This is a genomic window from Bacillus sp. SRB_331 (assembly GCF_003264175.1).
GTDB lineage: Bacteria > Bacillota > Bacilli > Bacillales > Bacillaceae_G > Bacillus_A > Bacillus_A mycoides.
Genome location: NZ_NADV01000026.1, coordinates 18,303 through 32,369 on the forward strand (window position 1 = coordinate 18,303; position 14,067 = coordinate 32,369).

Annotated in this window: 13 protein-coding genes; 9 read left to right on the forward strand and 4 right to left on the reverse strand. The window is 36.4% G+C overall.

Going from position 1 to position 14,067, the window contains the following annotated elements; all coding sequences use genetic code 11:
• The first annotated feature begins 160 nt into the window (after positions 1–160).
• The 7 genes from B5P42_RS16890 to B5P42_RS16920 all read left to right on the forward strand — a co-directional run bounded on the left by B5P42_RS16890 (position 161) and on the right by B5P42_RS16920 (position 6,791).
• A complete protein-coding gene (locus B5P42_RS16890) occupies positions 161–1,036 on the forward strand; it encodes a cytochrome aa3 quinol oxidase subunit II (protein ID WP_002010605.1) in 876 nt (291 codons plus the stop codon).
• 33 nt (positions 1,037–1,069) lie between these two features.
• Positions 1,070–3,004 (forward strand): cytochrome aa3 quinol oxidase subunit I, encoded by a 1,935-nt coding sequence (gene qoxB, locus B5P42_RS16895; RefSeq protein ID WP_002063826.1) that lies wholly within the window; start codon positions 1,070–1,072, stop codon positions 3,002–3,004.
• A 13-nt stretch (positions 3,005–3,017) separates the two neighbouring features.
• On the forward strand, positions 3,018–3,620 hold the full coding sequence (gene qoxC, locus B5P42_RS16900; RefSeq protein WP_002029841.1) for a cytochrome aa3 quinol oxidase subunit III: 603 nt from the start codon (positions 3,018–3,020) through the stop codon (positions 3,618–3,620).
• Positions 3,621–3,932, forward strand: a complete 312-nt coding sequence (gene qoxD / locus B5P42_RS16905) for a cytochrome aa3 quinol oxidase subunit IV (protein ID WP_002029843.1) — start codon at positions 3,621–3,623, stop codon at positions 3,930–3,932.
• 268 nt (positions 3,933–4,200) lie between these two features.
• Complete coding sequence (locus B5P42_RS16910) at positions 4,201–6,030, forward strand: monovalent cation:proton antiporter family protein (protein WP_033715635.1); 1,830 nt, start codon at positions 4,201–4,203, stop codon at positions 6,028–6,030.
• A gap of 18 nt (positions 6,031–6,048) precedes the next feature.
• The gene (locus B5P42_RS16915; protein ID WP_002090894.1) at positions 6,049–6,339 is read left to right on the forward strand and encodes a DUF4022 family protein; all 291 of its coding nucleotides are present in this window, start codon (positions 6,049–6,051) and stop codon (positions 6,337–6,339) included.
• Positions 6,340–6,353: 14 nt separating this feature from the next.
• Positions 6,354–6,791, forward strand: a complete 438-nt coding sequence (locus B5P42_RS16920; protein ID WP_002029848.1) for a GNAT family N-acetyltransferase — start codon at positions 6,354–6,356, stop codon at positions 6,789–6,791.
• Positions 6,792–6,824: 33 nt separating this feature from the next.
• On the opposite strand, the gene B5P42_RS16925 is transcribed toward B5P42_RS16920, so the two are convergent.
• The 3 genes from B5P42_RS16925 to B5P42_RS16935 form a co-directional block, all read right to left on the reverse strand.
• Positions 6,825–7,259, reverse strand: a complete 435-nt coding sequence (locus B5P42_RS16925) for a hypothetical protein (RefSeq protein ID WP_113734734.1) — start codon at positions 7,257–7,259, stop codon at positions 6,825–6,827.
• 4 nt (positions 7,260–7,263) lie between these two features.
• The gene (locus B5P42_RS16930; protein ID WP_000301182.1) at positions 7,264–7,464 is read right to left on the reverse strand and encodes a helix-turn-helix transcriptional regulator; all 201 of its coding nucleotides are present in this window, start codon (positions 7,462–7,464) and stop codon (positions 7,264–7,266) included.
• A gap of 139 nt (positions 7,465–7,603) precedes the next feature.
• The gene (locus tag B5P42_RS16935; protein ID WP_002029772.1) at positions 7,604–8,896 is read right to left on the reverse strand and encodes an NCS2 family permease; all 1,293 of its coding nucleotides are present in this window, start codon (positions 8,894–8,896) and stop codon (positions 7,604–7,606) included.
• 265 nt (positions 8,897–9,161) lie between these two features.
• On the opposite strand from B5P42_RS16935, the gene B5P42_RS16940 reads away from it, so the two are divergent.
• The gene (locus B5P42_RS16940) at positions 9,162–10,553 is read left to right on the forward strand and encodes an amino acid permease (RefSeq protein ID WP_044444512.1); all 1,392 of its coding nucleotides are present in this window, start codon (positions 9,162–9,164) and stop codon (positions 10,551–10,553) included.
• A 181-nt stretch (positions 10,554–10,734) separates the two neighbouring features.
• Positions 10,735–12,282: a DNA-binding protein gene (locus tag B5P42_RS16945; protein ID WP_113734735.1), complete on the forward strand. Its 1,548-nt coding sequence runs from the start codon at positions 10,735–10,737 to the stop codon at positions 12,280–12,282.
• A 35-nt stretch (positions 12,283–12,317) separates the two neighbouring features.
• On the opposite strand, the gene B5P42_RS16950 is transcribed toward B5P42_RS16945, so the two are convergent.
• Entirely contained in the window at positions 12,318–14,039 is a 1,722-nt protein-coding gene (locus tag B5P42_RS16950) for a DUF2339 domain-containing protein (protein ID WP_113734736.1), read from the reverse strand.
• Positions 14,040–14,067: the final 28 nt, after the last annotated feature.

Genomic DNA, 14,067 nt, shown 5'->3' on the forward strand with positions numbered 1-14,067 from the left:
TTACAATGTTATCAAGTTACAAATGATATTCACCTTAAAAAGCGTGCATTTGTGTCTATTTTTTAACAATATAACAAAAACTATTGCCATCTATAAATTAATAGGTTTATATTGTTTTATTGGCATAGTTTCAATCCAAGGAGAAAGGAGATTTTCAATCGTGCAACTAAAGAAAGCATTTTGGAAGTTGGCTTCGCTTCTTCCGTTATCATTACTTCTGTTCCTCGGTGGCTGTGATAAAAAACTCGCAGTATTAAATCCGCAAGGACCTGTTGCAAAAGCACAGTATGATTTAATTGTTTGGTCATTCTTGCTTATGTCATTAATTATCGCAATTGTATTCATCTTGTTTACAGTCATCTTGATTCGTTATCGTGAAAAACCAGAGAATATGGACTATGAGCCACCTGATCAACATGGTAACACATTATTAGAAATCATTTGGACAATTATTCCTGTTATTATCGTTATCGCATTATCGATTCCAACAGTTAAAGCAACTTATGCTTCGGAAGAGGTTCCGCAAGAGTCCAAACATATTAAACCAGTTGAAATTTATGTTACATCTGCAAACTGGAAATGGTTATTTAGTTACCCGGAGGAAAAAATTGAAACCGTTAACTATTTAAACATCCCAGCTGGTGTACCAATTCAATTTAAACTGACTTCTGTAGGTCCAATGAATGCTTTCTGGGTACCAGAACTTGGTGGTATGAAGTATACAATGGATGGCATGATCATGGACTTATATTTACAAGCTGACAAACCAGGTTCTTACCTAGGTCGTAGCTCGAACTTCTCTGGTGAAGGATTTACTCACATGGAATTCGAAGTTGAAGCAAAAACTAAAGAGAAATATGATAAGTGGGTAAAAGAAGTACAAGAAACTGCCCCTAAATTATCAGAAAAGAAATATAACGAAATTATTAAACCTGGTGTAGTGGGGCGTATGACGTTCTCTAGTCACCACTTAAGTTATGTAGATCCAAAATCACTTGAATATTGTGATTACAACTACTACAAAAACAAAAAATAATAGCTATTATTCCAACAGATTGGAGTGAACACAGTGAAGCTTGATGAATTTTTTGTCACAGGTGACCCGATTATTTACGGAGCTGACGCTTCTATCGTTCTTGTGACATTAGCGATTCTTTTCGTACTAACAAAGTACAAAAAATGGAGATGGCTTTGGGATGAGTGGTTGACAACTGTTGACCATAAAAAAATAGGGACCATGTATATTATCTCTGCCGTTATAATGTTATTCCGTGGTGGTATGGATGGTTTAATGATTCGTGCCCAGTTAACATTCCCGGAAACAACTTATTTAAACGCTGAACACTATAACGGAATCTTTACAACACATGGTACGGTAATGATTCTTTTCATGGCAATGCCATTCGTTATGGGATTAATGAACCTTGTAGTACCATTACAAATTGGTGCTCGTGACGTTGCATATCCGTTCTTAAATGCTTTAAGTTTCTGGTTATTCTTTGTCGGAGCAATGTTATTCAACATCGCTTTCGTAATCGGTGGTTCTCCAGACGCTGGGTGGACTTCTTACTTCCCAATGGCAGGTACAGAGTTTACTTCTGGTGTAGGAAATAACTACTACGCAATTGCATTACAGATTTCAGGTCTCGGTACGCTGATGACGGGTATTAACTTCCTTGTTACTATTTTAAAAATGCGTACACCTGGTATGAAATTAATGAGAATGCCAATGTTTACTTGGTCAATCTTAATTACAACAATTATCATTATTTTCGCTTTCCCAGTATTAACAGTTGCTCTTGCATTAATGACATTTGACCGTCTATTCGATGCTCACTTCTTTACGATGGCGAGCGGCGGTATGCCAATGTTATGGGCCAACCTATTCTGGGTATGGGGTCACCCTGAAGTATATATTGTTATTTTACCGGCATTCGGTATTTTCTCTGAAATCATTAGTACATTCTCACGTAAACGTCTATTCGGTTACAGTGCGATGGTGTACTCGATGGTTGCAATTTCTTTACTAAGTTTCGTCGTATGGCTTCACCATTTCTTCACTATGGGTGCAGGTCCAGCGGTTAACTCATTCTTCTCGATTTCGACAATGGCGATTTCGATTCCAACCGGTGTTAAGATCTTTAACTGGTTGTTTACACTGTATAAAGGACGTATTCGTTTTACAGTTCCAATGCTTTGGTCATTGGCATTTATTCCAAACTTCGTAGTTGGTGGAGTTACAGGGGTTATGCTTGGAATGGCAGCAGCTGATTATCAATACCATAACAGCTACTTCCTAATTGCTCACTTCCACTACGTATTAATCGCAGGTACAGTATTCGCTATGCTTGCTGGATTCACATACTGGTATCCAAAAATGACAGGTCATATGTTAAATGAACGCCTAGGTAAATGGACATTCTGGATCTTTATGAGCGGATTTAACATCTGTTTCTTCCCAATGTACTTCTTAGGTTTAGACGGTATGACTCGTCGTATGTACACTTACTCTGAAAGTCTTGGATGGGGCTGGCTAAACCAAATCGCATCTGTTGGTGCTGTAATGATGGCTATTGGCTTCCTAATCCTTTGCTATAACGTAATTTGGAGTGCACGTCACGGTGAGCGTGACACAACTGGAGATCCATGGGACGGCCGTACACTTGAATGGGCAACTCAATCTCCTGTACAACATTACAACTTCGCGAAACTTCCTGAAATTAAAGAAGCTGATGCTTTCTGGTTCATGAAAAAACGTGGAGAAACAATTACACCAACAGCAGATGAATTAAAACCAATTCACATGCCAAGTAATTCTGGTGTGCCTATTATTGCGTCTTTATTCTTCGGTCTTGCAGGTTTTGCATTAGTATTTAGCTGGTTCTGGATTGCAGCAATCGGTGGTATTGGTATTTTAGGTTGCTTAATCTATCGTTCATTCGATTATGATGATGGCTACTACGTAAGCGTTGATGAAATTAAAGAAACAGAACATATAGCATGAGAGGTGAAATGACATGGCGGCTTTAGATAAAAGCTTACCTTTGGAATATCAATCCGAGCAAAGCAGATTGAATATCCTAGGATTCTGGATTTTTCTTGGGGCTGAAATTATGCTGTTCGCAACACTTTTCGCCTCTTATCTAGTCCTTGCTGGTCGTACGGCTGATGGCCCAACACCAGCGCAATTGTTTGAAGTTAAAACACTTTTAATTCAAACACTGTTACTTTTAACAAGTAGCTTTACATGTGGGATCGCAATTCACGAAATGCGTAAACACAATCAAAAAGGAATGTTAGCTTGGTTTATCCTGACTTTACTTTTAGGTGCAGGCTTCCTATTCTTTGAAATTGAAGAATTCATTTTGTACGTTGGTGAAGGTGCAACGATTCAAACAAGTGCTTTCTTATCGGCATTCTTCGTTCTTCTTGGAACGCATGGTGCCCACGTAACAGGTGGTATCATCTGGGCAACTTGTGTTATTATCCAAATTTTAAAACGAGGTTTAACACCAGTTACAGCTCGTAAAGTATTTATTATCAGCTTATACTGGCATTTCCTTGATCTTGTTTGGGTCTTTATTTACACACTAGTTTACTTGAACGGGATGGTGGCGTAAATGGGTCAAAATAACAACCAAGCAAACGGGCATGGGCATAGCGGATTCCCATGGTCACACGTTTTCGGATTTATTTTATCGCTTGCACTAACGTTTCTAGCGTTATACGTGGCACTTTACACAAACCTGCCACTTTCAACGATATTAACAACTATCATCATAATGGCAGTTGCGCAAGCGTTATTACAATTAATTATGTTCATGCACTTAAAAGAAGGAGAAGGAAGAATTCAAGTTCTTACAATGATATACAGTTTCTTCGTTGCAACTGCAACAGTTGGACTTACTGTATGGATCTTCTTCTCAATGTAATTTGCATGAAAAGACTGCTGGGATTCCTCAGCAGTCTTTTTTTATCCCCCATTAACGAGCAGTAAGACCCCCACTGATTAAAGTTTCACTTTATCCCCTCCCCTATTACATCCACATTACGGAATTAACAACAAAATCATGCAAAATATACTTATTATGACAAATGTTAAGAAAACTCTTTCTTTATGAAATCGAAACCATATCCGTTGCTTTTCTTCCTATTATATGGCTAAATAGTTACTATATTTATTTGAAGGGAGAGAACGCAATGGAACATCATTCTTCTGTTCTATCACTTATGGTTGTCGTCGCAATCGCGTTTTTCGTTCCCCTTTTGTTACAGCGCTTTAAATTAAAAGCACTTCCTGTCGTTGTTGCAGAAATTATCGCAGGAATCTTTGTAGGTAAAAGTGGATTTAACATCATTGAGCCCGATATGTGGCTTCAAGTCTTATCAACACTAGGGTTTATCTTCCTAATGTTTTTAAGTGGTTTAGAAATTGACTTTTCGATCTTTAAACAAAAAGGGAAAAAGAATACGACAAACGAACCGAACACATTCCAAGCAGCAAGCATTATCTTCTTGTTTATTTTCATTTTATCTTATGCCCTATCATTACTATTCGTATGGCTAGGATTCGTAGACAATGCAATGTTCATGACTTTAATTATTTCAACTATTTCTTTAGGTGTTGTCGTACCAACATTGAAAGAAAATAACTTAGGAAAAACCGCAATCGGGCAAATCATTTTATTAGTCGCTGTTATTGCAGACTTAGTTACAATGATTTTACTCGCTGTATTCGTCGGATTAAATTCCGAAAGTGGCCAAAGCATGTGGCTTCTACTCCTTCTATTCGGTGCTGGTATTGTAATTTACTTTGTCGCAAGACGGTTTAAAAATATTCCATACCTAGAAAGCTTAAAAGCCGGTAGTGTACAAATTGATACACGAGCTGTTTTTGCACTCATCTTAATATTAGTTGGATTATCTGAATCTGTTGGGGCAGAAAATATTTTGGGAGCCTTTTTAGCAGGTGTACTCGTATCTTTATTATCACCAAATGAAGATATGGTTGAAAAACTTGATTCCATCGGATATGGCTTCTTCATTCCTATTTTCTTCGTAATGGTTGGTGTAAATCTAGAAGTATGGTCTATTTTTAACGAGCCTTCTAGTATGCTAATGATCCCAATTCTAATTGTGGGACTCTTTATTTCAAAACTGTTGCCATCACTCGTCTTACGAAAATGGTACCCACGCAATATCGTACTCGGAAGTGCTATTTTGTTAACATCAACACTTTCTTTAGTTATTGCGGCTGCACAAATCGGTGAAAAGCTAGGCATCATTAGCCCAAGTTTATCAGCATCTCTTATTTTAAGTGCAGTTATTACTTGTATTTTTGCACCTATATTATTTAAAAAGATGTTTCCAAAAGTGGAAACACCAAAACCGAAAGTATCTATTATTGGTGCAAGCAGAATTACCCTTCCGTTATCACTTGATTTAAAACGTGAAGATTATAACGTAACACTATATATGATACGTCAAAATAAAATAAATGATGAGGAAGCGAAATCTCATGACTTCCCTATTGTAAAATTAGATGAGATTACTATTCAATCTTTAATGGGGCAAAAAGCTTTCGAAGCAGACCGTGTTGTTGTTGCGACAAGTGATGATGAACAAAACTTATTATTAGCAGAACACGCAAAAGAATTAGGTGTTGAACACGTCATCGCAAGTGTAGAAGATCCCCTTCTACAAGAAAAAGCGACTCAAGAACATATCGCTGTATTCTCGACTATTAACTCTACACGTATTTTATTACGTGCACTTATTGATAAACCGAGTCTCGTTCGCTTGATTACAACAGCAAATGAAACGGTGCGTGAGGTTGAACTACGAAGTAATAAATATAACGGCTTAGCACTTCGTCGCCTTCCGTTTCTAGGTGATGTACTTGTCATTCAAATTTACCGTGGTAATAAAGCATTAATACCACATGGTGATACGAAGTTACAGCATGGCGATACTTTACTTGTAACGGGTTCAAAAGAACATATTGATACAATGAAAAACATATTAGAATAGAAAATGCCCCTCACATAAATGAGGGGCATTTTTTCAATTTCATATGGTAAAATGTTACTATCACATATTATGGGGATGAATCACATTATGTCTATTTCAACTTTAGCTCTCTTATTATTAGCAGAAGTACTCGTCGCCATTATTCTCATCGGTATTAGCATTGAAATTTGTAGTTATGGATGGAAAAAATCGAATGGAATTAAGTACTTTTGTCTCTTAATTTCACTCCTTCTCGGAACCGCTAGCATACTAGGACTTCTCGTTGCACCCGCATATTTCTTCTTACAACTTATAGAAAAAGGCTTATAAGAAAGGATGATATTATGATTACAGTGAAACATATTGATGCATCTGAAACATACTTATTACGTCAAAAGGTTTTGCGCCCCAATCAATCATTAGAAGATTGTAAATACGATTCAGATTACGAAACAGACGCCTTTCATTTAGGTGCATTTTTATATGATGAACTTGTTAGTATCGCCTCTTTCTCTAAAGAAATACATCCTGATTTACAAGCTGGTACCCACTATCGTCTACGAGGAATGGCAACATTACCTAATTTCCGAAACCAGCATGCTGGCAGCTCCTTAATCCGTAAAGCTGAACAAGTCCTCCAAGAACGCGAAGCAAATATTCTATGGTGTAATGCGCGAATTACCGTAGCGGATTATTACAAACGATTAGGCTTCCATGAGCATGGTGAAATCTTCGAGATTGATCCAATAGGACTACATAAAGTAATGTATAAAGAAATATAAGAAAAGCTTTCTGCAATATGCAGAAAGCTTTTCTTATATTTCATTTTCACTTTTTATTTTTTTCATATATATGTATATAAACAAACTAGGAATTAAAAAGCAAACAAACATAATAACTCCTGTTATACCAATTTCCTTTATCGAAATATCCGGTGTTACAATGATACAAATAGCTAACAGTCCAATAACAATCCCTACTGGAATTAATAATAGTTTCATGAAATAACTACGTGATACTCCACCTGTATGCTCATATACCTCTACAGAATGTTTTAAATTTAAGAAGTTAATAACTACTATTCCGCCAATAAATATCATTAATAGATGAGAGACACTTTCATATCCGGCTCCTTGCACGACGTAACGATAAAAGACAATCCCTAATATCATAACGTTTTGCAGGATAAACGCCATTCTAATATGCTTTAACCCTTCAACCATTAAGCGCTCATCTTTCACGATTTTCATTAAATCACTCCTTTTCCTCCCAAAACAAATCATTCAATGTTTTATCTACTGCATAACAAATTTTCAAACATAAATCTAAAGATGGATTGTATTTCCCCTTCTCAATTAAACTAATTGTTTGCCTTGTGACGCCTACTTTTTCTGCTAATTGTTGTTGTGTTAAATCTAACTGAACACGTGCGACTTTTATTTTACTTACAGCCATTCATGTTCCTCCTCTGCCTTTATTGTAACATATATATTCCATTAAGTAATTTATATTTTACGTAATTGATTTGTTTTTTTCACTTTATTATACACAAAAAAGGAGCCTCTCATAAGAAGCCCCCTCTCCTATCTCTATACTATAAGAATAAATGACATCCAAATAAAATTGTAAATAAATATAGTAACGGATGTACTTCCATCCCTTTCCCCTTCACAATTTTTAATACTGGATACACTAAAAATCCAATTGCAATTCCATTTGCAATACTAGACGTTAACGGAATACCAACGAAAATTAAAAATGCTGGTAATGCATCTTCAAATTCATTCCAATTAATATCACGAATGCTTTGTGCCATTAAACTACCTACAATAATTAATGAAGGAGCTGTAATAGCAGCTACACTTGATAAAGACGCGATAACAGGGCTGAAAAATGCCGTTATAATCGTTAGACCAACAACTACAATACCTGTTAATCCAGTTTTACCACCTGCAGCAATACCAGCTGACGATTCAATCGTTGCTGCTGTTGGGCTTGTTCCGAAGATAGAACCTGTCGTTCCGCCAATCGCATCTGCAATAAACGCTTTGCCAAAACGTTTCTCTGTATTATCTGTAATTAAACCAGCTTGTTTAATTAAACCGAGTAATGCACCTGTCGTATCAAATAAAAGTACAAGTAAAAATGAAAATACAACACCATATAATCCATACTGAATTACATCTGAAAAAGCATTGATTGGATTTGAAACGATAATACCCTCTGGTAAATGAGGCATCGCTACAATTTTATCCTCAAACTTCAGTTGCCCCGTAAAGAAGGCGATAATTCCTGTCACAATCATACTAATAAATAATGCACCACTCACACGTAATACCATTAATACTGCCGCTAAAATTAAACCAATTAAAGTTAAAATAACGGCTGGAGAATGAAAATCACCAATCGTAACTAAGTTAGATGGATGATCCACGATAATTCCAGATAGACGTAATCCAATAAAAGCAATAAATAGTCCAATTCCACCTGCAATTGCATGTTTTAAACTGTCAGGAATTGCGATAATTAGCTTTTGCCTAAATGAAGTGAAAGATAATAAAAGAAAAATAATGCCTGTTACAAAGACTGCTGAAAACGCAATGACATATGTAATCCCCTCTGCCTGTTGAACAACAGAATAAGCAAAATATGCATTCATTCCCATAGCTGGAGCAATAACAATTGGATAGTTAGCTAAAAACGCCATACATAGCGTCCCAATAACTGTCGCAATAATAGTTGCCGTAAACGCTTGATCAAATGGTACACCTGCATCAGATAATATTTTCGGATTGATGACAAGAATATACGCAAATGTAAAAAAAGTTGTGATGCCCGCTAAAAGCTCTTGCTTCACAGAAGTGTTATATTTTTGTAATTGAAACATGGCTATGTACCCTTCCTACACCTGAATTATTATCACACATTCTTTTCTTACTAGTATGTGAGAAAATATAATACTTAATCTTAACAATCAATAAAAAGAAGAGTCAATATATTCTCTAATAGTGAGAATTTTAAGTTTAAGTCTGACAAGTTCAGATGTAGTACAGTTCATTTTGATTATTTTTGTAGCATAACAGATAGAAATGTTTTATAATTTGAAATAGTTAAATATTTAGGTAGCTCATTCTACAAGGGGGATTCTTCTTATGCAGCACACAAACAAATCTGGAACTTTAAATCGAGGTTTAAAAGAACGACATATTACTTTAATGTCACTCGGTTCGGCTATTGGCGTTGGGCTATTTTTAGGATCTGCTTCTGCTATTAAACTAGCTGGTCCTTCCATCTTACTAGGTTATATGATCGCTGGACTCGTTATTTTTTTCATTATGCGAGCGCTCGGAGAAATGGCAATTGAACAACCGGTTGCCGGTTCTTTTAGTAAATATGCTAATGATTATATCGGTCCACTTGCTGGCTATATTACTGGTTGGAACTACTGGTTCTTATGGGTTGTTACTTGTATGGCTGAAATTACGGCGGCTGGAATTTACATGCAGTACTGGTTCCCAGATATCCCGCGCTGGACTTGGGCACTACTCGCTCTATTATTAATGAGCGCTTTCAACTTCTTATCAGTAAAAGTATTTGGAGAACTTGAGTTTTGGTTTGCTCTCATCAAAATTGTCACAATTATCTGTATGATAGTAATTGGCTTTGGTATTATTCTATTCGGATTTGGAAATGGCGGCGTTGCAACTGGTATTTCAAATCTTTGGGAACATGGGGGCTGGTTCCCAAATGGCTTCTCTGGATTATTGCTTTCCTTACAAATGGTATTATTCGCTTATTTAGGCGTTGAACTAATTGGTGTTACAGCTGGTGAAGCTCAAAACCCGAAGAAAACACTCGCAAAAGCTATCGATAACGTATTTTGGAGAATCCTAATCTTTTACGTCGGGGCATTATTCGTTATGATGGCAATTTATCCTTGGAACGAATTTGGTGAGAAAGGAAGTCCCTTCGTACTAACGTTCCAGCAAATCGGTATTGCAAAGGCAGCAGGTATTATTAACTTTGTCGTTTTAACAGCGGCTCTTTCATCTTGTAACGGTGGTTTGTTTAGTACAGGCCGTATGCTATTTACACTAGCAAAACAAAAGAAAGCACCTGAACGATTTGGACGTTTAAATAAAAATGGCATTCCAAGTCAAGGTATTGTAGCAACTGCGATTGTTTTACTCGTTGGCGTTATATTAAACTATCTCGTTCCTGCAAAAGTGTTTACATGGCTAACTAGTATTTCAACTTTCGGGGCAATTTGGACTTGGGGTATAATATTAGTCGCTCAAATTAAATTCCGTAAAGGATTGCCAACTGAGAAAAAAGACAAGCTAACGTATAAAATGCCTTTACATCCATTAAGCTCTTACTTCTCACTTGGCTTCCTTGCACTTGTACTAGGTATTATGGCGTATTCAGAAGATACACGAATTGCATTAATCGTTGGCCCAATTTGGCTTATTGGCTTAGCTATCGTGTATTACATGAAAGGGTTTCATAAGATCGATGAAACACCTAATTCAAAGATTAGTTGAACAAGCTAGCCCTTCCTTATTAATTGGAGGGGATTTTTTATTGCCTATATAAATATTTCTCAACAAAATTCACGGTATTTTTACAATTTTTTAATATTTTTTACGTTTTCTGTCTTTATTTTTTCAGAAAAATAAATTACATTATTAAAGCACATATATTTATTATTAGGGGGATTCTTCTATGAAGAATAAAAAATGGATCACATTTTCTTTAGCAACAGCAATTACACTTAGTATGGGGAGTTCGTTCATACCGTCTACTTATGCCGAAAGCTCTGTAGACCCATCTCCTGAAATTGCTGCAAAAATTGTAAATCAAAACAATGGGAAAAAAGTATTATTCGATAATACGCACGGTCAAACTGCCGGGACGGCTGATTGGGTTATTGATGGCGGTTTTTCTGATTTCGGAAACGGCATTGCCCAAAACGGATATCATGTAAAAGAACTTCGTAAATCAGCACCTATTACATACGAAGATTTAAAAAACTACAATGTGTTTATCGTTCCAGAAGCTAATATTCCTTACAAAAAATCTGAACAAGATGCAATGTTACAATACGTGAAAAATGGCGGCAGTATCTTCTTCATTGCCGATCATTATAATGCAGATCGTAATAAAAACCGTTGGGACTCTTCCGAAGTATTCAATGGATATAGACGCGGTGCTTGGGATAATCCAGCAAAAGGAATGTCAAACGAGGAAGCAAATTCACAAGCTATGCAAGGAGTCGAAAGCTCTGATTGGCTATCCAATAATTTCGGTATTCGCTTCCGCTATAACGCACTTGGTGATGTTTCAGCTAAAAATATTGTTTCACCTGAACAATCATTCGGAATTACAGAAGGTGTATCATCTGTAGCAATGCATGCCGGCTCTACTCTTGCGATTACAAATCCAAAACTAGCGAAAGGCCTTGTATATCTTCCAGAAAATCCATCAAAATGGAATAACGCTGTTGATAGCGGCGTTTATAACGGTGGTGGCGTTGCAGAGGGGCCTTATGCTGCTATTTCGAAAGTTGGTCTTGGAAAAGCTGCCTTTATTGGTGATTCTTCTCCTGTTGAAGATGCTACGCCAAAATATGTTCGCGAAGACTCAGGTCAAACAAAGAAAACTTATGATGGTTATAAAGAAGAAAACGATGCTGTTCTATTAGAAAACATCGTGAATTGGTTAGCGAAGCAAGAAACATTTACAAGCTTAGATCAAGTGAGTGGTTTACAGCTTGATGCACCTACAGCTCTACAAACATTTGAACAACCAAGCTTATCAACAGAACCACAACCAGAACCTTGGAGCGCACCAAGTCAAGGTTACCAGTGGTTCAATACCAATACTTTCAAACCAGGTTCATACGGCTATAACAGCGCAGTGACAACGAGTGATTACGTAATTACTCACCCTAGCATTCTACCAAACAATGAAGTGTTCCAAATGAAGATTCAAGTAAATAACTTATTACCAAATACAACATACAATAATTATTCTTTAGGTATCTTCACAACTGGCGGAACACAGGTGGCAAAAGTTCAAAATACAAATGGCACTTGGCCGTCTTCTTTCGGATATAGCAGTACATTCTCTTTCATAACAAATAACCAAGGATCTGCTGAAAAAATTGTGAACGTACAACTTGATCCAAATACAACTGGACAGGCAACACTTCGTCTACGTCAAAACACAACAGCGAAATATAATGAAACTGTAACGATTAATAAAAAATAATGAAAAAGGCAATCCACATATGGATTGCCTTCTTCTCACTTCTCTTCTTTTGAGAAAAACATTCTTGAAATAACGATACCTATACTACCAACGATTAAGAATAACACCGCCCTGATCATCATCGACACCTCTGGTAGGTCGAGAAGGAATAACTTCCCTACTGTTACTACTAATACGACTAATCCAGCATATAATATTTCGTTCATCTGTCTATAACGGCCAAACCAAACTGCAAATAAAGCATATACCATCCATAATAATGATACAGATACGCTAATTATACTTCCATCTGTAGAAAGAACTTCACCGATCCTAGTAATTGTAATAAATACAATAACCATTAACGAGTAGAGCGCTATAGAGTAAACATATTTACCTAAACTCGCTAACACTTCTTTCGCTTGTATCATGCAATAATAGAACGTTCCTATTAAAATAATATGAGCGACAAACCCTGCTGAAATGAACTCATCAAACGGGCTAAAAATCGTCTGTACCATTCCAATCGCATAAATCGTTGCACCTACATACAACTTAATATTTTGCTTTACTTTAATAGCAGTAACCATACCGAGGAAACCTTGTAACAATAATACGATCGCTGCATTCACCAAACTATACTCGTATAAAATCGCTAAACTAAATGATCCCATTGCAAAGCCAAATATTAGATTTGAAAATACCGAATGTTTATTCTTCCTATATTCAAGTACAAACATAACAGCATGCACAAATGCACTTATAACTAATCCCCACGTTGTAAATTCAGGAATTTGAGAAATGGCTAAAATAAAGAAAACTGCATTCGCACTAAATATCGCCAATCGTGCTTCTTGTATAAACCTTCTCTCCGAAAACATATGCCAAAATAATAGTAAATGAATTGCACCGTATACAACTGTTAACTGTACTTGCACATTCTCTACTAATATTGACATAACAACAAAGAAGACAAATAGGACAATTGCCGCAACAACATAAGAAATCATATACAAGTACTTATAAAGGTTTCTCAATGCATACCATAATAGGCTAATTGTTAATATCGTCTCATAACTAAAGAAAATATACGTATTAGGAGTCGTACTATTTAACAAGAAAGGAACAAAAAATGCTCCCACCGCCACGAAAATAGCGAGATATTCCGATCTATATCTTTTCGCTAAATAAATCCCTAAAACAACCCATATAATGTTGCAAACAAACGCAATACTTGCAGGAATAAACTCATATAAATAATGTGCCGCAAACGTTGTTAAAACAATTCCCGTAATACTTCCTCCAGCTAATACTAACCCTAACGCTTGCCGCTCTCTTTTAATTTGTATATCTCCTACGTAATACAAACCGGCAGATAGTACTATACCAAACACAACTCGTATCGCTGGTGTCAATAATCCGGCATCTACCCCTGCTTTGAATAACCAAATAACGCCAAGTAGCATAATACCGACAAATATGCGTGGTAACCACGTTTGACAAAACTTTATAATATTAAATGGTTCTGGTTTAAATGCAGATATATCTACTTGTTTCACCTCTGGCTCTTGCATGGACTTCCTCGTCTTAACTACATCTTCTTGTAACTTTTCATTACTTACCGCTTCAATATATTCTTTCTTTTCCTTATTAACATTTTGTTGAACTTTATCTACTTCTATTTTTCTTTGTTTCGCTTTCAATTCATAAAGTGCCTCTTGCATCGTTTCAATTGCCGTTTCGAGTGCTTCTATTTTCTTATTCAAATCCTCCTTCATACGCTCCCCCCTCATCATTCATGTAAAA

What these genes read in the sequence shown, in the direction of transcription:
- qoxC (WP_002029841.1), top strand. Translation starts at nt 3,018, where the DNA reads ATGGCGGCTTTAGATAAAAGCTTACCTTTGGAATATCAATCCGAGCAA.
- qoxD (WP_002029843.1), top strand. Translation starts at nt 3,621, where the DNA reads ATGGGTCAAAATAACAACCAAGCAAACGGGCATGGGCATAGCGGATTC.
- B5P42_RS16910 (WP_033715635.1), top strand. Translation starts at nt 4,201, where the DNA reads ATGGAACATCATTCTTCTGTTCTATCACTTATGGTTGTCGTCGCAATC.
- B5P42_RS16915 (WP_002090894.1), top strand. Translation starts at nt 6,049, where the DNA reads ATGAGGGGCATTTTTTCAATTTCATATGGTAAAATGTTACTATCACAT.
- B5P42_RS16920 (WP_002029848.1), top strand. Translation starts at nt 6,354, where the DNA reads ATGATTACAGTGAAACATATTGATGCATCTGAAACATACTTATTACGT.
- B5P42_RS16925 (WP_113734734.1), bottom strand. Translation starts at nt 7,259, where the DNA reads ATGAAAATCGTGAAAGATGAGCGCTTAATGGTTGAAGGGTTAAAGCAT.
- B5P42_RS16930 (WP_000301182.1), bottom strand. Translation starts at nt 7,464, where the DNA reads ATGGCTGTAAGTAAAATAAAAGTCGCACGTGTTCAGTTAGATTTAACA.
- B5P42_RS16935 (WP_002029772.1), bottom strand. Translation starts at nt 8,896, where the DNA reads ATGTTTCAATTACAAAAATATAACACTTCTGTGAAGCAAGAGCTTTTA.
- B5P42_RS16940 (WP_044444512.1), top strand. Translation starts at nt 9,162, where the DNA reads ATGCAGCACACAAACAAATCTGGAACTTTAAATCGAGGTTTAAAAGAA.
- B5P42_RS16945 (WP_113734735.1), top strand. Translation starts at nt 10,735, where the DNA reads ATGAAGAATAAAAAATGGATCACATTTTCTTTAGCAACAGCAATTACA.
- B5P42_RS16950 (WP_113734736.1), bottom strand. Translation starts at nt 14,039, where the DNA reads ATGAAGGAGGATTTGAATAAGAAAATAGAAGCACTCGAAACGGCAATT.